The sequence below is a fragment of the Kribbella sp. NBC_00359 genome, assembly GCF_036097425.1.
Lineage (GTDB): Bacteria > Actinomycetota > Actinomycetes > Propionibacteriales > Kribbellaceae > Kribbella.
Window position 1 is genome coordinate 6,236,723 of record NZ_CP107975.1, and the last position, 18,092, is coordinate 6,254,814.

At 68.1% G+C, this 18,092-nt stretch carries 14 protein-coding genes; 9 read left to right on the forward strand and 5 right to left on the reverse strand.

Going from position 1 to position 18,092, the window contains the following annotated elements:
- Positions 1-11 precede the first annotated feature (11 nt).
- Positions 12-2,045 (reverse strand): phosphocholine-specific phospholipase C, encoded by a 2,034-nt coding sequence (locus tag OG876_RS30530; protein WP_328520110.1) that lies wholly within the window; start codon positions 2,043-2,045, stop codon positions 12-14.
- A 235-nt stretch (positions 2,046-2,280) separates the two neighbouring features.
- On the opposite strand from OG876_RS30530, the gene OG876_RS30535 reads away from it, so the two are divergent.
- Genes OG876_RS30535 through OG876_RS30555 form a run of 5 tightly spaced genes read left to right on the forward strand, consistent with a single transcriptional unit; the run spans position 2,281 to position 8,270 of the window.
- Entirely contained in the window at positions 2,281-4,521 is a 2,241-nt protein-coding gene (locus OG876_RS30535) for a GAF domain-containing protein (RefSeq protein ID WP_328520111.1), read from the forward strand.
- A complete protein-coding gene (locus tag OG876_RS30540; protein WP_328520112.1) occupies positions 4,518-4,901 on the forward strand; it encodes a response regulator in 384 nt (127 codons plus the stop codon). The genes OG876_RS30535 and OG876_RS30540 overlap by 4 nt, the downstream gene beginning before the upstream one ends.
- A complete protein-coding gene (locus OG876_RS30545; RefSeq protein WP_328520113.1) occupies positions 4,898-6,016 on the forward strand; it encodes a response regulator in 1,119 nt (372 codons plus the stop codon). The genes OG876_RS30540 and OG876_RS30545 overlap by 4 nt, the downstream gene beginning before the upstream one ends.
- The gene (locus tag OG876_RS30550) at positions 6,013-7,605 is read left to right on the forward strand and encodes a peptide ligase PGM1-related protein (protein ID WP_328520114.1); all 1,593 of its coding nucleotides are present in this window, start codon (positions 6,013-6,015) and stop codon (positions 7,603-7,605) included. The genes OG876_RS30545 and OG876_RS30550 overlap by 4 nt, the downstream gene beginning before the upstream one ends.
- Before the next feature lie 8 nt (positions 7,606-7,613).
- Positions 7,614-8,270 carry a histone deacetylase gene (locus OG876_RS30555; RefSeq protein ID WP_328520115.1) on the forward strand — a complete coding sequence of 219 codons (657 nt, stop codon included), beginning with the start codon at positions 7,614-7,616 and terminating at the stop codon, positions 8,268-8,270.
- Here the strand turns inward: OG876_RS30555 and OG876_RS30560 are convergent.
- A complete protein-coding gene (locus tag OG876_RS30560; RefSeq protein ID WP_328520116.1) occupies positions 8,229-10,331 on the reverse strand; it encodes a M6 family metalloprotease domain-containing protein in 2,103 nt (700 codons plus the stop codon). The two genes, OG876_RS30555 and OG876_RS30560, sit on opposite strands and share 42 nt — an antisense overlap.
- 139 nt (positions 10,332-10,470) lie before the next feature.
- On the opposite strand from OG876_RS30560, the gene OG876_RS30565 reads away from it, so the two are divergent.
- From OG876_RS30565 to OG876_RS30575, 3 genes are all read left to right on the forward strand, one after another.
- The gene (locus OG876_RS30565; protein ID WP_328520117.1) at positions 10,471-11,376 is read left to right on the forward strand and encodes a universal stress protein; all 906 of its coding nucleotides are present in this window, start codon (positions 10,471-10,473) and stop codon (positions 11,374-11,376) included.
- A 156-nt stretch (positions 11,377-11,532) separates the two neighbouring features.
- Positions 11,533-11,982 (forward strand): YybH family protein, encoded by a 450-nt coding sequence (locus OG876_RS30570; RefSeq protein ID WP_328520118.1) that lies wholly within the window; start codon positions 11,533-11,535, stop codon positions 11,980-11,982.
- A gap of 89 nt (positions 11,983-12,071) precedes the next feature.
- The gene (locus OG876_RS30575) at positions 12,072-12,968 is read left to right on the forward strand and encodes a hypothetical protein (protein WP_328520119.1); all 897 of its coding nucleotides are present in this window, start codon (positions 12,072-12,074) and stop codon (positions 12,966-12,968) included.
- On the opposite strand, the gene OG876_RS30580 is transcribed toward OG876_RS30575, so the two are convergent.
- The gene (locus OG876_RS30580; protein ID WP_328520120.1) at positions 12,908-13,570 is read right to left on the reverse strand and encodes an excalibur calcium-binding domain-containing protein; all 663 of its coding nucleotides are present in this window, start codon (positions 13,568-13,570) and stop codon (positions 12,908-12,910) included. The genes OG876_RS30575 and OG876_RS30580 overlap by 61 nt on opposite strands.
- A 173-nt stretch (positions 13,571-13,743) precedes the next feature.
- On the opposite strand from OG876_RS30580, the gene OG876_RS30585 reads away from it, so the two are divergent.
- On the forward strand, positions 13,744-14,283 hold the full coding sequence (locus tag OG876_RS30585) for a PaaI family thioesterase (protein WP_328520121.1): 540 nt from the start codon (positions 13,744-13,746) through the stop codon (positions 14,281-14,283).
- Here OG876_RS30585 and OG876_RS30590 read toward each other — a convergent pair.
- Both OG876_RS30590 and OG876_RS30595 read right to left on the reverse strand, forming a co-directional pair.
- Positions 14,274-15,536, reverse strand: coding sequence for an aminotransferase class I/II-fold pyridoxal phosphate-dependent enzyme (locus OG876_RS30590; protein WP_328520122.1), 1,263 nt, complete (start codon positions 15,534-15,536; stop codon positions 14,274-14,276). The two genes, OG876_RS30585 and OG876_RS30590, sit on opposite strands and share 10 nt — an antisense overlap.
- A 78-nt stretch (positions 15,537-15,614) precedes the next feature.
- Positions 15,615-18,026, reverse strand: coding sequence for a transglycosylase domain-containing protein (locus tag OG876_RS30595; RefSeq protein WP_328520123.1), 2,412 nt, complete (start codon positions 18,024-18,026; stop codon positions 15,615-15,617).
- Positions 18,027-18,092: the final 66 nt, after the last annotated feature.

Sequence of the window (18,092 nt, forward strand, 5' to 3'; positions counted from 1 at the left end):
GGCCCGGCTGCTCAGACGGTCTTGATCGCTGGGTCGCTGATGCCAGAGACGCCGGTTTCGACGTGGCCGGCGAAGCGGCGCAGGTACGTCGGCTCCGAGTCGATGGTGACGGTGACGTCGTACCAGCGGCTGGTGGTGGTGATGGTGTGGGTGGTCTTGCCGGGGCGGAGGTCGAGCCGCTTCGGCTTGCCGCCGTACGCTCCGGTGAGGGTGACGCGGCGGGCGACGTCGGTGGTCAGGGTGAGGTCGACGTTGCCGGTGCGGGTGTTCTCGCGGGCGGTGATCTCCAGGCCAGTGGCGGGCTTGCCCTTGAAGGTGCGGAGGAAGCTGTTCGGGCCGTGCACGGTCAGGTCGTAGACGCCGTTGGAGTAGATGGTGTTCCAGCTGTCCGCGACGCTCTTGCCGGCCTCGGTCGTGTAGGTCCACGGGCCGTCGGTCCGGTTCGCGGACGTGATCAGGAACTGGGCGCCGGCGTGCGCGCCGGAGCTGAAGGTCAGCTTGTACTTGCCCCCGGCAACCACGCCGTCGACGATCGAGGCGTAGGGCAACGGCCTGGTACGGCGGCTGCCGCGCTCCTGAGCCGGGATCCGGCCGACCGCCGGTGGCGTCGGCACGTAGTCCGGGTGCCGCCTGTCGTCCGGCGGCTCGTACGCCGTGGTGTCCGGGAGCCGCGCCGGCCGGGTGGCCGTCGTACCGAAGTCGAAGGCCGAGGTGAGGTCACCGCAGATCGCCCGCCGCCACGGCGAGATGTTCGGCTCGTGCACGCCGAACCGCTGCTCCATGAACCGGATGATCGACGTGTGGTCGAACACCTCCGAGCACGTGTAGCCGCCGGTGCTCCAGGGCGACACGACCAGCATCGGCACGCGCTGACCCAGACCGTACGGGCCCGGGGCGACCTTGGTCCCGGTGTAGAGATCCGGCCCGACGTCGACGGTCGACAGGCCCTGCGCCGCGGACATCGGCGGGTACGGCGGTACGGCGTGATCGAAGAAGCCGTCGTTCTCGTCGTACGTGATGAACAGCGCGGTCCTGCTCCAGACCTCGGGGTTCGAGGTGAGGGCGTCGAGGACCTGGGAGATGTACCAGGCGCCGTAGTTGGCCGGCCAGTTCGGGTGCTCGGTGAAGGCCTCCGGCGCGGCGATCCAGGAGATCTTCGGCAGCCGGTTGTTCTTCACGTCGGCGGTGAGCTGGGCGAACAGGCTCTCGCCGGCCTTCGCGTTCGTGCCGGTGCGAGCCTTGTCGTACAAGGGGTTCCCGGCCTGGGCGTTGCGGTAGGTGTTGAAGTACAGCAGCGAGTTGTCGCCGTAGTTGCCGCGGTAGGCGTCGTCGATCCAGCCCCAGCCGCCGGCGGCGTCCAGACCGTCGCCGATGTCCTGGTAGATCTTCCACGAGACGCCGGCCTGCTCGAGCCGCTCCGGGTACGTCGTCCAGCCGTAGCCGACCTCGTCGTTCCCGAGGACCGGGCCGCCGCCGGTGCCGTCGTTGCCGGTGTAGCCGGTCCACATGTAGTAGCGGTTCGGGTCGGTCGAGCCCATGAACGAGCAGTGGTACGCGTCGCACACGGTGAACTTGTCCGCGAGTGCGTAGTGGAACGGAATGTCCTCGCGGGTCAGGTACGCCATCGTGGTCGAGGTCTTGGCCGGGATCCACTGGTCGTACTTGCCGTTGTTGTGCGCCCGGTGGGCATCCGGCCAGCTGTGCGCGAGGTCCTGGATGAACTGCAGGCCGAGGTTGTCCGCCTCCGGCCGGAACGGCAGGATCTCGTGGCCGGCGGCGTCCTTCTGGTGCCACACAGACTGGCCGCTCGGCAAGGCGACCGGCCGCGGGTCACCGAAGCCGCGGACACCGTTGAGGGTGCCGAAGTAGTGGTCGAACGATCGGTTCTCCTGCATCAGCACGACGATGTGCTCGACGTCCTTGATGTCGCCGGACCGGCGATGTGCCGGGATCGCGGCAGCTTGCTCGATACTGTTCGTCATGGTGGCGAACGCGGCCGAAGCTCCCGCGAGCTGCAGGAATCTCCGGCGGTTGATGTCTGGCATACGGGTCTCCTGACGGGCGGTGGGGCGGATGGAGTCTGGAACACCAGGACTGCGTCGCAGGCACCCTAGTCTGAACGATTAACACCCGGAAGATGAACTCTCCTGTTCATACCCGGTGATTCTCAAACTGTTCTGAACGCCGCATTCGTAGTTGGATCACCGGCAGCGATTGCTCTCCGCGACGTTCGGCGGGAGACTGAACTAGTGCGCGGCCTGGGGGTTGGGGGAGGCTGCGATGGGCGGGCGGGCGCTCGCTGGAAGCGCCGCAACAGAAGTGGAGCAGCAGCGGCTGCAAGGGCAGCTCGCGGCCTTGACCGACCAGTTCGCTGCCGCCAACGAAGTACTTTCCGCGGTCGGCCGCTCGGCTGGCGACCCGGACACCGTCCTCACCACGATCGTCGAAAGCGCCTGCCGGCTCTGCCGCTCGCAGGCCGCGCAGCTGTATCTGTTCGAGGACGGAAACTACCGGCTCAGCAAAGCAGTCGGTATGTCGGCGGAGTCGATCCGCTACATCACCGACCACCCGATCCCGATGGACCGGGGTACGTTGATCGGCCGGGCCGGCCTGGACCGCACGACCCAGCAGATCGCCGACGTTCTGGCCGACCCCGACTACAGCCGCCAGGACCTGCAGCAGGTGGGCGGCTTCCGGACGACGATGGGCGCGCCGATGCTGATCGACGACGAGGTGGTCGGGGCGCTGTGCGTCTGGCGCTACGAGGTCAGTCCGTTCGACCAGCGTGAGCAGGATCTGGTGACGGCGTTCGCCGGACAGGCGGCGATGGCGGTGAACAGCGTGAAGCTCGTGCAGCAGCTCGAGGCGCGCGGCGCCGAACTCGCCCGCAAGGTCGGTGAGCTGGAGGCGCTGCGCGAGGTCGGCGAGGCGGTGACGTCCAGCCTCGATGTGTCCAAGGTGCTGGCGACGATCGCCAAACACGCGGTCCGGATCTCCGCCACCGACGGTGGCTCGATCATGGAGTACGACGAGGTCCAGCGACAGTTCCTGGTCCGCAGCGTCTACCGGACCGAGCAGGGTGTGATCGAGCGGCTGCGGGCGACCCGGATCCATCTCGACGAAACGCTGGTCGGTCGTGCGGCCAAGCTGGGCCGGCCGCTGGCGGTGCCCGACCTCGGTACGGCGGAACTCGATCCACATCTCGCGGTGCTGTACGAGGCCGGCTGGCGTTCGCTGGTCGCGGTACCACTGCTGCGGGAGGGGCAGATCGTCGGCTCACTCGTGGTCCGGCGGAAGCGACCCGGGGAGTTCTCGGCGGAGACGCTCGCGCTGCTGGAGATGTTCGCGGACCAGTCGACGCTCGCGCTCCTGAACGCGCAGCTGTACCGAGAGCTCAAGCAGAGCAGTGCGGAGCTGGAGGTGGCCAGCCGGCACAAGTCCGAGTTCCTGGCCAGCATGTCGCACGAGTTGCGGACGCCGCTCAACGCCGTCCTCGGCTTCTCCGAAGTCCTGCTGGAGCGGATGTTCGGCGACCTGAACGAACGCCAGGAGGAGTACCTGCGCGACATCCACGGTTCCGGCAAGCACCTGCTCGAACTGCTGAACGAGATCCTCGACCTGTCCAAGGTCGAGGCCGGGCGGATGGAGCTGGAGTACACGACGTTCCCGCTGCACCGGTTGCTCGACAACACCGCGGCGATGCTGCGCGAGCGGGCCACCCTGCACGGCATCGACCTGCGGGTCGAGGTCGGGCCCGGCATCGACGAGGTGTACGCCGACGAGCTGCGGCTGAAGCAGGTCGTGCTGAACCTGATGACCAACGCGGTGAAGTTCACCGGCGACGGCGGCTCGGTGGTGGTGAGCGCGACCCGGGTCGGGGCCGAGGTGCACATTGCGGTCACCGACACCGGTCGCGGCGTACCGCCCGAGGACCGGGAGCGGATCTTCGAGTCGTTCCAGCAGGGCGGCCGCGGTCCGTCGCAGGAAGAGGGCACCGGCCTGGGACTGACGTTGTCGCGGCGGATCGTCGAGTTGCTCGGCGGCCGGATGTGGTTGGAGAGCGAGGTCGGGGTTGGCAGCACGTTCGGATTCTCCTTACGGAGCAGGGAGAACGAGGACCGGCCGGACCCGGCCCGGACCGTCGGCGACGTCGTGGTCATCGAGGACGACCGGCCATCGCTCGACCTGATCACGGCCTATCTGTCCGGCGCGGCGCTGCAGGTCACGGTCGCCGGCGACGGTCAGTCCGGGCTGGATGCTGTCCGGCGAGTCCGGCCGGCCGCCGTACTGCTGGACATCCGGCTGCCGGGGATCGACGGGTGGGCCGTGCTGCAGGCGTTGAAGGCCGAGGCGGCCACCCGCGACATCCCGGTGATCATCGTGTCGATCGTCGAGGAACGGGCTCGGGGCGTGGCGCTCGGGGCCGCCGCGTATCTGGTCAAGCCGGTCAGTAGGGACGCGTTGTTGCAGGCACTGCGAGCGGTCGGCGTGGTGGCCGACATCGAGGGGGAGAATCCATGAATCCGGGCCGGATCCTGGTGGTGGAAGACAATCCGAAGAACCTCAAGCTGGTGCGGGACGTGCTGAGATTCTCCGGGTACGAGGTGATCGAGGCGACCTCGGGTGAGGACGGCGTCCGCCTCGCGGCCTCCGAGCATCCCGACCTGATCCTGATGGACCTGCAGCTGCCCGGGATCGACGGCGCCGAGGCGTTGCGCCGGATCCGGGCCGGCGAGCAGACCCGCGCCGTACCGGTGGTCGCGGTGACGGCGTTCGCGATGGACCACGACCGGCAGCGCGCGTTCGACTCCGGCTTCACCGGGTACGTCGAGAAGCCGATCAGCGTACGCCGGTTACCTCAGCAGGTCAGGGACTTCCTCCGATTGGGCGGTGCGACATGACGAAGGTGCTCGTGGTCGACGACCAGCCACCGAACGTCCGGCTCCTGGAGGCGATCCTCAGCCCGCGCGGGTACGACGTACTGACGGCGTCGTCGGGTGAGCAGGCGCTGGAGCTGATCGATGCCGAGGACATCGATCTCGTCCTGCTCGACATCCTGATGCCGGGGATGGACGGGTACGAGGTGTGCCGGCGGATCCGGGACCAGGTGGACACGGCGTACCTGCCGGTCGTGATGGTGACGGCCAGCGGCGACGAGCAGAAGGTGAAGGCGCTCGAGGCCGGGGCGGACGACTTCCTCACCAAGCCGGTCAACCAGAGCGAGCTGCTCGCCCGGGTGGCGTCGCTGGCCCGGATCAAGCGGTACCAGGACACGATCAAGCGGCAGGCTGCCGAGCTGACCGCGTGGAACCAGGAACTGGAGTCGCGGGTCGAGAGCCAGGTGTCGCAGCTGCAGCGGATGGGCCGGTTGCGCCGGTTCCTCAGCCCGCAGCTGGCCGAGTTGATCGTGGACTCCGGTGACGAGTCGTTCCTGGCCAGCCACCGGCGCGAGATCGTCGTGGTCTTCTGCGACCTGCGCGGGTTCACCACGTTCGCGGAGGCGAGCGAGCCGGAGGAGGTGATGGGCGTGCTGGAGGAGTACCACCACGCGCTCGGCGACCTGATCTTCCGGTTCGAGGGGACACTGGAACGCTTCGCGGGCGACGGCCTGATGGTGTTCTTCAACGATCCGGTGCGCTGCGAGGACGGCCCCTTACGGGCTTTGCGGATGAGCGTCGCGATGCGGACCAGGGTCCGCGGGCTGGCCGAGTCGTGGAGCCGCCGAGGACACGACCTCGCACTGGGGATCGGGGTCGCGCAGGGGTACGCGACGCTCGGCACGATCGGGTTCGACGGGCGGCTGGACTACGCCGCCATCGGCAGCGTGACCAACCTGGCCGCGCGCCTGTGCTCCGACGCGGAGGCGTGGCAGATCCTCGCGACCGAGCGGGTCTTCGCCGCGACCGATGGGGCGGTCATCGGCGAGGACGCCGGGCTCCGCGAGGTCCGTGGTTTCAGCCGGACCGTGCATGCCTACAGCATTCGTGGACTCGACAACTCCCGGATCGCCTCATGACCGGCGACCTGTGGACCGCTCCGGGCGAGGCGGCCCGTCGACTGTCCGCCATGACCGAGGACGAGCGGTACCACTACTTCGACCAGTTGCAGTCGCGGCTGGTCGGGGTGTGGGAGGCGATCGGTCTCAACTACAGCGACGAGTCGGTGGTCGTCGTACCGTCCCTCACGCTGGACCGGACCGAGGCCATCGGCACCGGGACGATGATGCAGGCCTACGAGGAACGGTTCCTGTTCCTCCTGATCCTGCTGCGGGAACCGCGGCTGCGGATGATCTACGTGACGTCGCTGCCGATCACGCCCGAGATCGTCGAGTACTACCTGGCGCTGCTGCCCGGGGTGATCCCGAGCCACGCACGCGCCCGGCTGTCGCTGATCGCGGTCAACGACGCCACGCCCATCTCGCTCAGCGAGAAGCTCCTGGCCCGCCCGCGGCTGCTCCAGCGGATCGCGGACCTGATCCCGAACCGGATGCGCTCGCATCTGATTCCCTACAACACGACCGAGCTCGAGCGGGACGTCGCGATCAGTCTCGGTATCCCGATGTACGCCGCCGATCCGCGGCTGGCCCCGCTGGGTTCGAAGTCCGGGTGCCGTCGGCTGTTCGCGGAGGTCGGCGTACCGCATCCGCTCGGCGCGGAGAACCTGCACTCGCTCGACGACCTCGCCGACGCGCTGCTCGCGATGCGGGCCGAGCGGCCGTCGATGGACAGCGCGATCGTGAAGCACAACGAAGGCGTGTCCGGCGAGGGCAACGCGGTGGTGCGGCTGAAAGGACTGCCGGCGCCCGGCTCGGCGGGGGAGCGGGACGAGATCCTGGAGCGGCTCCGATCGATGGAGCTGGAGTCCGAGAAGATGTCGTTCGAGACGTACATCGCCAAGTTCGCCGAGAACGCCGGGATCGTCGAGGAACGGATCGTCGGTACCGACCTGGAAAGCCCGAGCGTCCAGCTGCGCGTACTGCCCGGTGGCGAGATCGAGCTGCTGTCGACGCACGACCAGTTGCTCGGCGGGGCGAGCGGTCAGAGCTACCTGGGGTGCGTGTTCCCGGCGGCGCCGGAGTACGCGCGGCTCATCACCGAACATGCCGCGACGATCGGGCAGCGGCTGGCGAACGAGGGTGCGCTCGGGCGATTCGCGATCGACTTCGTCGTGGTCAAGGACGAGGCCGGCGACTGGACGCCGTACGCGATCGAACTGAACCTGCGCAAGGGCGGGACGACCCATCCGTTCCTCACCCTGCAGTTCCTGACCGACGGGCGCTACGACCCGCGGACCGCACTCTTCCTGACGCCGGGAGGTGACGAGAAACATCTGGTCGCGACCGACCACCTCGAGTCGGAACTGCTGACCGGCCTGACGCCGGCGGACCTGTTCGACATCGTGGCGCGGAACAAGTTGCACTTCGACCAGGCCCGGCAGGTCGGCGTGGTGTTCCACATGATCAGCTGCCTGACCGAGAAGGGCCGGCTGGGCCTGACGGCCGTGGGCAACACGCCGGCCGACGCGGATCGCCGGTACCGTGATGCTTCCCGCATTGTGCTGGCGGAGGCCGAGCAGGCCTTCGTCGAACGTCCGCTCCCGGTCTGAGAGGTTCGATGCAGCGAGTTTGGTACGTCGCCTACGGTTCCAACCTCGCGCTCGATCGATTCCGCTGCTACCTGGCCGGCGGCCGCCCCGCCGGCGGGGCCCGCGTGTACGTCGGCTGCCGCGACCACAGCGACCCGGAGCGGATCGTCGGCGTCCAGATACCCGGCGGGCTCGTCTTCGCCGGCGAGTCGCGCGTCTGGGGCGGCGGTTCTGCCTTCTACGACCTCGCCGCCCCACGCCAGGTCGCCGGCCGCGCCTACCTGCTGACTGCCGACCAGCTCGGCGACGTCTCGGCTCAGGAGATGCGCCGAGAACCAGGCGGCGAGTTCGCCCGCGACCTGGCCGCCCTGCTGCCGGACATCGACGCGGTCCACACGATGGGCCCCGGCCGCTACGAAACCGTGGTCCGCCTGGGCGACCACGACGGCCTCCCCATGTTCACCGTCACGCGCGACACAGTCGCCGACCTCGAGCCGGCCGCCCCCACAGCGCCGTACCTCCGCTGGATCGCCACCGGCCTGACCGAAGCCCACGGCTGGAACACGCAGCAGGTCGTGGACTATCTCCAGGCCGCGCCGGGCGTCCAGAAAGCCTGGACACCCGACGCGCTGACGGACCTGCTTTTACCGCTTGATGGCGACGCACGTCGCGGTGGAGTGCTTTGACGGGTCGCTTTCGGAGGTGGCGGTGAGGGTGATCGTGGCGAGGGGGCTGGTGCCGGCCTTCGTGTAGACGGGGACGGTGACCTGTTGGCCGGCGTTGGCGGTGGTGAGGGCGTTGGGGAGGGTGATTGACCAGTCCTTGCCGTTGACCTTGGCGGAGACGCGGTAGACGTCGCCCTTCAGGTACGGCGTGATGTCCTCGGGGTGCTCGGAGACGGTGCCGGCCTTGCCGGTGTTGGTGAGTGAGAAGTTGCAGGTCTGGACACCGTTGGACGCCGGCTTGGCAACGGTCGGCAGGACGCGGACGCCACGCTTCTGCGCGCCGGAGCCGTCCAGCGAGCGGACCGCGACCGTGTAGGACAGTACGCCGGCGCGGTCCCGGTGCACGTTGGTGATGTAGAAGTGCAGCCGGTTGGCGGTGTCGGTGTACTCGTACTCGCTGCCCGAGTTCGTGCCGGCGTGGAACAGCGCGTCCGACAGCTGGCGGTAGTCGCCGATCGTGATCGGGATCTTGGTGCCGTCCGGCAGCACGTAGTCGGTCATGTTGATGTCCTGCGGGTTGGCGTCGACGACCCACTCGAACGGCGCCTGATCCTGGTTCTTGGTCTTCGCCAGCAGTACGCCGGAATCGGGCGTGAACGAGTCCGTGCCCATCCGGTCCACCACCTCGACCGTGTAGTTCTGGTATCCGCGCCCGTCACACAACGGGTCCGTGTTCACATCACAAGGCGGCGCCAGATCGCCCGTACCGCCGAGCTGGATGTTGATCCCGGACAGGCCCTTCGACCCAGGTTGCGCGGTCCGCGCGGTCACGTTCGCGATCACCACACCCGACGTCGCCAGTGCCTCCCGCGACAACCGCAGCACGTTCTGCTCGTCGACCATCTGCAGCTTGATCTTGTTGCGCAGCATGTGTTGCGCGCCCATCGACGCGCCGCCGGTCGCCGGGATCATCCACCGGCTGTGTGGTCCGCCGGGTCCGTTGAAGCTGCCCCGGCTGAGCATCTCCCAGATCCCGGTGTACGCGCGCCGGGCGGGAACGCCGTACGGATTGTTGTAGTTGTCGCCGATGCCCAGGATGTGGCTGAACTCGTGGGCGAACACGGCCATGCCCGAGCTCTCCGCCTGGGTCGACGAACCACCGCCGGCGTTCGGCCAGATCGACGCTCCCGCGGCCCACGACGTCCAGTCGACGTACCGGGTGTTCGACCAGTTCGGCAGGCTCGGGTCCGGTGGGCCGAAGTCGTCGGTGACGTCCTCCTTGGTCGGGAACTTCATCATCCCGAACTCCTGCCAGGTGGACGACTCGTCCTGGCCGGCACTCAGGAAGAACACGAAATCGAACCCGGCAGGTACGTCGGGACCCTGATCGGCCACCCACGCCGCCCGACCGTCGGTGCGAATGTTCTTCGTGCAGGTGTCACCGGCCGGGCAGGCGGTGCCACCCTGGAACTCCATCGCGTACTCGTGCGACTTGCCGGGCATCCGGTACGGGCCGAACGCGGTCAGGTCGACGCCGTACCGGCCGCCGGAGTCCTCCATCCAGTACTCGTGCAGGGTGTGGCCGCGGTTGAGCGCGTTGGGCGTGTTGAGGAAGTTCTTGTAGAACTCGCCGACCTGGTCCCGCGGTACGCCGTTCGCCTCGGCACTCGGGTTGCCGAACACGGTCGAGCCCTTGGGCTTGGTGATGACGAAGTCCTGGTTCGGGTAGTCGAGCAGCACGAGCGCACCCTTGAACGTCCGGACCGAACCCTTCGTCGCCGGGTTGGCCCAGTCGGTGCCCGGTGGCTTGACGTAGTCGCTCCACGTCATGTGGTCCGGGTTCTCCCAGTTCTGCGGGTCGATCGGACCGGGCAGACCCTGGGAGGTGGTGGCGGCGATCCGCCGGTCCTGGCCTGACTCCTGCCACGGCTGCTTCTGCGGCCAGTGCGGATACTGCCAGGCATTCACGGGATCCGGGGGAGGTGAGGCGTCGGACGAGGCCAACGCCATCGAAGGCACGGAGACGGCGGCCAGTGCAATGACCAGCCGCAGGACACGACTTGACTTCCGTTGCTCAGACACGGGCGGTATCCGATCGACGAGGGCGGATTCAGGATCGGGATTTGCCCGTCAGCATGCCCTTTTCAGCTGGTGTCGAACACGGCGGTTTCCCCTGCGCGGAGGGAGGCGCACAATCACAGCATCGGGAAAGGGGCCGGAGATGGCCGACGACGTGATCATCGTGGGAGTCGACGCCGCGTGGCAGCGCAGCAAGGCACTCGACTGGGGGGTGACCGAGGCGCTGCTGCGGGAGTTGCCGCTGCGCGCGATCCACAGCGTCGAGGAGCCGAGGCGCTACAGCGACACCCACGCTCCGGTGCGGGCCGACGGGGAATCGGTCGTTCCGGTGCGGATCGACAAGGCGGCCGCCCGGGTGGTCGACGACGTGCGCCCGTACCTGGCGGGAATCGACACCGAGCTGGACTTTGGCGTCGATCTGCGCGTCGGGAAGCCGGATGACGTGCTGGTCGACCTCAGTGCGACCGCGACGATGTTGGTGCTCGGCCGGCGCGGGCACGGCGTCTTCGCCGACCTGCTGATCGGCTCCACCTCCGACGCGGTCGGCAACCGCGGCCGCGGCCCGGTGGTCGTCGTACCGAGCGGCTGGCAGCAGCAGGAGCACCGCACCGCCCCGGTCCTGGTCGGCGTCGACTGGATCCAGTCCGAGCCCGACCAGCCGGCCATCGAGTTCGCCGCGGACCACGCCGCCGCGCACGGCGTACAGCTCACCCTCGTCCTGGTCTGGGACTTCCCCTGGGAGGTCGCCACCGACCAGCCGGCCTCCGCCGAAGATATCGACCAGTGGCACGACATGGCTGATGCCCGCGGCGCCGAACTCGTCGAGGAGTGGCGCGCCAAACGCCCCGGCCTCGAGATCGCGCACGATGTCCACCAGGGCCACCCCGTCGAAGGCCTCCTCGCTGCCGCCGAGGACTTGAACCCCCAACTTCTCGCCGTCGGCGGCCGCCCCCGCTCCCGCCTCGCCGAGCACCTCCTGGGCTCCACCGCCCGAGGCGTCCTGCACCACACCACCCACCCCATCGCCATCGTCCACCAGCGCCCGTAGTCGCCGTCGTCTCCCGACGACCGAGCCTCGGCCGCGAACTCGGTGCCGCGGGCATCGAGGAGTTCATGAACAAGAAATCGATCCGGCTGTGAATCCGCCGCGCTCCCATGGTGCGTATGTCTTCCAGAGCACCGGACGGATGACGGGAGATGTGCCATGGCTGCGGAGAAGGGTCTGGAGACGCTGATCGAGGTGGTGCGGCAGTCGGCGGAGGCCTACATCCGCGGCGATATCGACGCCTACCTGGACCTGATCCACCACAGCGACGACTACACGTTGATGTCGCCATTGGGTGGGGAGGTCGTTCGTGGTTTCGACTCCTCACCGGAGGCGTTGCAGAGCACGCGCGAGCTCTTCCGCGCCGGGGAGGCGTCGGTCGACATCGAGCAGTGCTACCACTCCGGCGACCTGACGGTTCTCGTCGCGGTCGAACGGCAGCATGGCGAGGTCGGCGTACTGCCTGCCCAGGACTGGTCCCTGCGCGTCACGCTGGTCTTCCGGCGGACGCCATCAGGCTGGGACCTGGTGCACCGCCACGCCGACCCTCTGGTCCACCCCATCGGCTTCGGTCAACTGTCCGAACTGGCACGGGGGGCCGTCGGCTGACACGCCCGGAGGCCCGTACGGCATGCCGGGTGGCTACGGCGAGCGCATACTGCGAGATGTAGGGGGAGCTCGTATCAGGGGGGCCGACGATGCCTGTGCCCGGTGGTTACTCCATCAAGACCTATCGCTATCTGCGGATGGCGATGATCGCCATGATCGTCCTGCTCGGCGCGTCGCTGGTGATCGAGTGGGCGAAGACCGATCCGCACTGCCTGCAGAACTCGATCAGTGCCTACTACTACACGCCGGTACGCGCGATCTTCGTCGGCTCGCTGATCACGATCGGCGTGTGCATGGTGGTGCTGAAGGGCAACACCGAGCCGGAGGACATCCTGCTCAACGTGGCCGGCATTCTCGCGCCCGGTGTCGCGCTGGTCCCGACGCCGGGGCGGGGCACCTGCCACTCGGTGCCGGTGGACCTCGGCGACGCGGCGGCGAACGTCTCGAACAACATGCTCGCGTTGTTCATCATCGCCGTGCCGTGCCTGGTCGTCGCCGCGATCTTCATCATCCGGGATCGCATCCAGCACCCGAACCAGTGGACGTGGATGTACGTGGTCGGCCTCGCCGTGTCGGCGCTGATCTTCGGTGGTGGGCTCGTGTGGTTCTTCGCCGACCGGGAGGGTTTCATCGACAACGCGCACTACGCGGCCGCGATCACGATGTTCCTGTGCATCATCGCCGTGGTTCTGCTGAATGCGGAGCAGTTCCGGCGCAAGCAGCGCAAGCACGCGGTCCCGCACTCGCCGGCGAACCGGTACTCGGTGATCGCGCTGCTGATGGTGGTCGCGCCGCTCGTGATGGTCGGCTGGAAGGCGCTCTTCGGCTGGCAGCACGCCGTCCTGTGGATCGAGGGCACACTGATCCTGCTGTTCGCCGCCTTCTGGGTGAGTCAGACCCAGGAACTGTGGAACGACGGCATCCGTCAGGAGTTGCCGCGGTCACAGGCGACGCCGTCGCCGTTGCGATCCAGTTCGGTCGAGTAGCCGGGGTCGCCGCGGTGGAGCGGCGCCTTACCGGCGGCGCGTACTTCGGCACAATTCTTGTAGACCACGGTCGTGGTGGTGACCTGGGGCGCGGCCGGCTCGGTGGTAGGCACCGACTCGGTCAGTGTGGGCGCCGGCTCCGACGGTTGCGTCGGTGTCGGCGTAGGGCTCGGTGTCTGCGTCGGAGTCGGTGTCTCGGTCGGCGTCAGGGTCGGCTCGTGCGTGGGCGCGCTGGTCGGTGCTGTCGTCGGCGCCTCGGTCTGTGGTGCGGTCGGCGTGCTCCCCGGCACCGGAGTTGTCCCGGCCTCGGTTGTCGCTGCGCGGGTGGGCGCCGTACTGGCCGACTCGCCGCCGGTGAACGGGTTGAACAGCACCAAGGCGATCAGCGCGAGCGGGATCGCCGCGATCGCGCCTACCTTGATCCTGCTCGTGCCACCGAACCGGCCCAGCGGACCGCGGACGGCGTGGCCGTTCTCGTCGACCCAGAACGCCCAGCCGTCCGGCGCGGGCGGCCACGACTCCTTGGGCTGCCAGCGTTTCGGTGGTCGCCACCGCGCCGTCGGCGGATCGGGCCAACCGGGCGGTGCATTGAACTGCCTCACTCCCAACCTCCCCAGTGCGTGCAGCAGCCTAGCGACAGCACGCAGCGAGGGAAGGCCGGGGCCAGGAATCCCTTGTGGTTCATGCGTTTGACCGCCGTCCTCGCGGCGTGGGCCGGCGTGGTGAGGGCTAAGTCTCGTTGACAGACCCAGCGGGGTGGTGTGAGGCTCGGTGCATGACTGAGACGCAGGAGCAGGCGCCCGGGTTGGCGGACGACTCGACGAGCCGCAGCCGGACCTTCTCGTGGACGGACCCGGCGCTGACGGCGGCGCGGATCGGGAGCACCCCGGGCCTGGAGATGCTGCGGGCGATGCAGGGCGGGGAGATCCCGGCGCCACCGATCCTGCAGCTGGTCGGCGCGACCGGGCTGGAAGCGGAGGAGGGGCGCGTCACGGTCTTCATGCCGGCGGCCGAGTTCCACTACAACCCGCTCGGCACGGTCCATGGCGGGATCATCGCGACACTCCTCGATACCGCGGCCGGCTGCACCGTGCACTCGACGCTGCCGGCCGGCGTCGGATACACCTCCCTCGACCTGATGACCCGGTTCATCAAGCCGGTCACCACCAAGTCAGGTCTGCTCCGCTGCGAAGGCACGATCATCAGCCGAGGCCGCCGTACCGCGGTCGCCGAATCCCGCTTGTTCGACGAACGCGGCACGCTGCTGGCCCAGGCGACGTCTACGTGCCTGATCTTCGAGGTGCCTCAGGCCTGATCGGCGAGGAGCTTCTCGGTCGCGACCAGGCGGACGCAGGTGGCGAGGCCGGTGATGGCGGCTTCCACCTCGGGGAGTTCGGGGTAGGTGGGGGCGATGCGGATGGTCTGGTCGGTGGGGTCGTCGCCGTACGGATGGGTGGCGCCGGCCGGGGTGATGGCGATGCCGGCCGCCTTGGCCTTGGCGACGACCTCGCGGGCGCAGCCTTCCGGCACCTGCAGGCTGATGAAGTAGCCACCGGCCGGGTTGGTCCACGAGGCCAGGCCGGTGCCGCCGAGCTCGGCGGTGAGGATCTTGTCGACCGCGTCGAACTTGGGCCGGATCACCTCGGCCAGCGTCCGCATGTGCGCGTGCAGCCCGTCGGCGTCGCGGAGGAACTGAACGTGCCGCAGCTGGTTGATCTTGTCCGGACCGATGCTCCGCTTCACCGTGTGGCTGAGCCACCACTCGAGGTTGGCCGGTGACGATCCGAAGAACGCGACGCCGGCGCCGGCGAAGGTGATCTTCGAGCTGGACCCGAACACGAAGGCCCGATCCGGGTGACCGTTCTCGGCGCACAGCGCGAGTACGTCGGCGATCTTCGCAGGCGAGTCGGTCAGGTGATGGACGGCGTACGCGTTGTCCCAGAAGATGCGGAAGTCCGTTGCCGCGGTCTCCATCGCGGCGAGCCGGCGGACGGTCTCGTCGGAGTAGACGGCGCCGTCCGGGTTGCTGTACTTCGGCACGCACCAGATGCCCTTGATCCGCGCGTCTTCGGCGACCAGCCGCTCGACGACGTCCATGTCGGGTCCATCGGCAGTCATCGGCACCGGGATCATCCGGATCCCGAACCGCTCGCAGATCCCGAAGTGCCGGTCGTACCCAGGCACCGGGCACAGGAAAGCGAGCCCGTCCACGTCGGCCCACCGCTGCTCGGCCCCCGGCACCTTGCCGAGCAGCGCGAACACGACGGCGTCGTGCATCAGTTCCAGGCTCGAGTTCCCCGCCGCCAGCAACTGCTCGACCGGCACCTGCAGATCCTCGGCGAAAATCGCGCGCAACTCCGGCAGCCCGTTCAACCCACCGTAGTTCCGCAGATCGGTCCCGTCGGCCGCGACCGGTTCCCCCTCCAGCCCCAGCACTCCATTGGCCGCATCCAGCTGCTTCGGCGAAGGCTTCCCGCGGGTGAGATCAAGCTTCAGCCCCTTCGCCACCAACGCCTCATAGTCCTGCCGGGCACGGTCACGCTGGGCGGTCAGCTCTTCGACACTCACGGGGGGAGTCCTTTCACGGTGCTAGGTGTTGGGCCCCAGCCTAGTGATCACCCGACCGCGTGCAGAAACAGGGACTGGTCAGCGGCCGCCGCGGCCACACTTCGGGTACTTGGGGTCCCAGGGCGGGCAGCTCGGGAAACCGGGTGGCGGCTTGATCGTCGGCGGCGTACCCGGCGGCGGCGGGATGATCGGCGGTGTGGGGACGGTCGGCGGCGCCTTGCTGCCGTTGGACAGCACCAGCGTCACCGTCGCACCCTCGGGCGCACCGTCCTCCTGCCGTGGCGTGGTGGACGCGACCGTGCCCGCCGGCGCGTCCGAGTCCACCGGGGTGGGAGAGATCGCGGCCTTGAAGCCCATCGACAGCAGCTTGGCCGTGGCGTCCACCGGGGTCATGCCCTTCAGGTACGGCAGGTCCTTCACGTTGCCGCGGATCGTCTTGTCGTCCGGCTGGACGAACCTGCTGCTCGGCAGGCCGCGCAACGCCAACTGCATCGCGGTCTCCCAGATCGGACCCGCGGTACCCGAACCGGACGCGTCCCGCATCTTCTCGCCGTTGAGAGTCTGACCGATCAGGTCCTTGTACGGCGGGTTGGCGTCGGCCACCACCGACGCGGCGGCCAGCTTGGACGAGTAGCCGGCGAACCAGACCGCGAAGTTGTTGTTGATCGTTCCGGTCTTGCCACCCAGGTCGCTCTTGCCGAACTTCAGCTTGCCGCCGGTGCCGCCCGGCTCCATCACCTTGTTCAGCACGTAGTTGACGCCGTCCGCGACCGTCGGCGAGAGCGCCCGGTGACAGCTCGGACCTGGCGTGGGAACGGTCTTGCCCTTGTTGGTGATCGAGGTGACGATCTGCGGCTTGCAGTACATCCCGCGGGCCGCGAACGTCGCGTACGCGTTCGAGAGCATCAGCGGCGTGATATAGCCGACCGACCCGAGCGTGAACGAGACCACCTGTTCCAGCGGCTTCATCGTCTGCGCGTCGTACATGCCGAGCTTTGAGGCGATCGTGGCGATCGGGCAGAGACCGATCTGCTCGGACAGCTGCAGGAAGTAGGTGTTCGTCGAGGCTCGGGCCGCGTCGATCATCGACGGGTCGGCGATCGTCTTGGTGGAGTTCTTCGGGGTGTAGTCGTCATCGGACGTGACCCCGGTGCAGGTGCTGAACTTCTTGCCGCTCAGCGGGAGAGTCTGCGGCGAGTTGATCCGGTAGGTGAGCGGCACGCCCTTGCCGATCGCGGCGGCGATCGTGAACGCCTTCATCGTCGAGCCGTTCTGGAAGCCGCCGTACCCGCCGGCGTAGGACTTCTCGACGTTGAAGTTGTACGTCGTCTGGCCCTTCTTGCTGCCGTAGTTCCGGCTCTGCGCCATCGCCTTCACCAGGCCGGTGCCCGGCTGGACCATCGTGATCGCCGCGACCGCCTGGTCGCTGGTCTTGGAGTGCTTCTTGATCGAGGCCTCGGCCGCCGCCTGGATCTTCGGGTCGAGCGAGGTGCGGATCACCAGGCCCGCGGTCTCGATGTAGTTCTCCGCGTCCTCCGGGGTCTTGCCGAAGGCCGGGTTCTCCTTGAGTTTGGCGACGACGTAGTCGCAGTAGAACGGGTACCTGGAGCTCGCGCAGCCGCTCGGGATATTGATGACCTTGGCCGGATTGATCACCGGCGTCTTGATCGCGTCCTGGGCCTGCTTGGCCGTGATGACGTTGAGCTCCTGCATCCGCCGCAGCACGACATCGCGGCGTTCCTTGGCCCGCCCCGCGTGGTCGATCGGGTTGTAGCCGGTCGGGTTCTTCACCAGGCCGGCCAGCATCGCCGCCTGCGGCAGCGTCAGCTTCGCCGCGTGGACGCCGTAGTAGTGCATGGCCGCGGCGTCGATGCCGTACGCGCGGTCGCCGAAGTAGGCCAGGTTCAGATACCGGTTGAGGATCTCGTCCTTGGAGTACTGCTTCTCGACCGCGATGGCGTAGCGCAGTTCGGCGATCTTGCGCTCGTACGTCTCGGCGGTGGCCGCTTTCACTTCCTCCGGCGTGCGCGCCTTGTTGATCAGGGTCAGCTTCACGTACTGCTGGGTGATGCTGGAGCCGCCCTGCTGGACGCCGCCGGACGACTGGTTGCGCAGCATGGCGCGCAGGGTGCCCTTCGCGTCCAGGGCGCCGTGCTGGTAGAACCGGTCGTCCTCGATCGCGACGATCGCCTGGAGCATGACCGGGCTGATCTGCTTCAGCGTGACCGGGGTCCGGTTCTCCTGGTACAGCGTGGCGATCGTCGTACCGTCCGCCGCCTGGATGATGGTCTTCTGCGCCAGCGGCGCCGTCTTCAGGTCCTGCGGCAGGTACTGCACGGTGTCGTGGGCCTTCGCCGTGGTCACCCCGGCCAGGCCCGCCAGGGGGAGCGCCAGGCCGGCGACGAGAGCTCCCGCCACCGCACTCACCACGAGGAAAACGAACACCGACTGAACGACGTTGGGCCGTCGAGCCCGCTCGCCTTTGTGCATGGTCCGGCAGATTACGGCAGGACAAGGGGTTCCGGGACCCTTTTCGTTACGGAATTTACACATTCG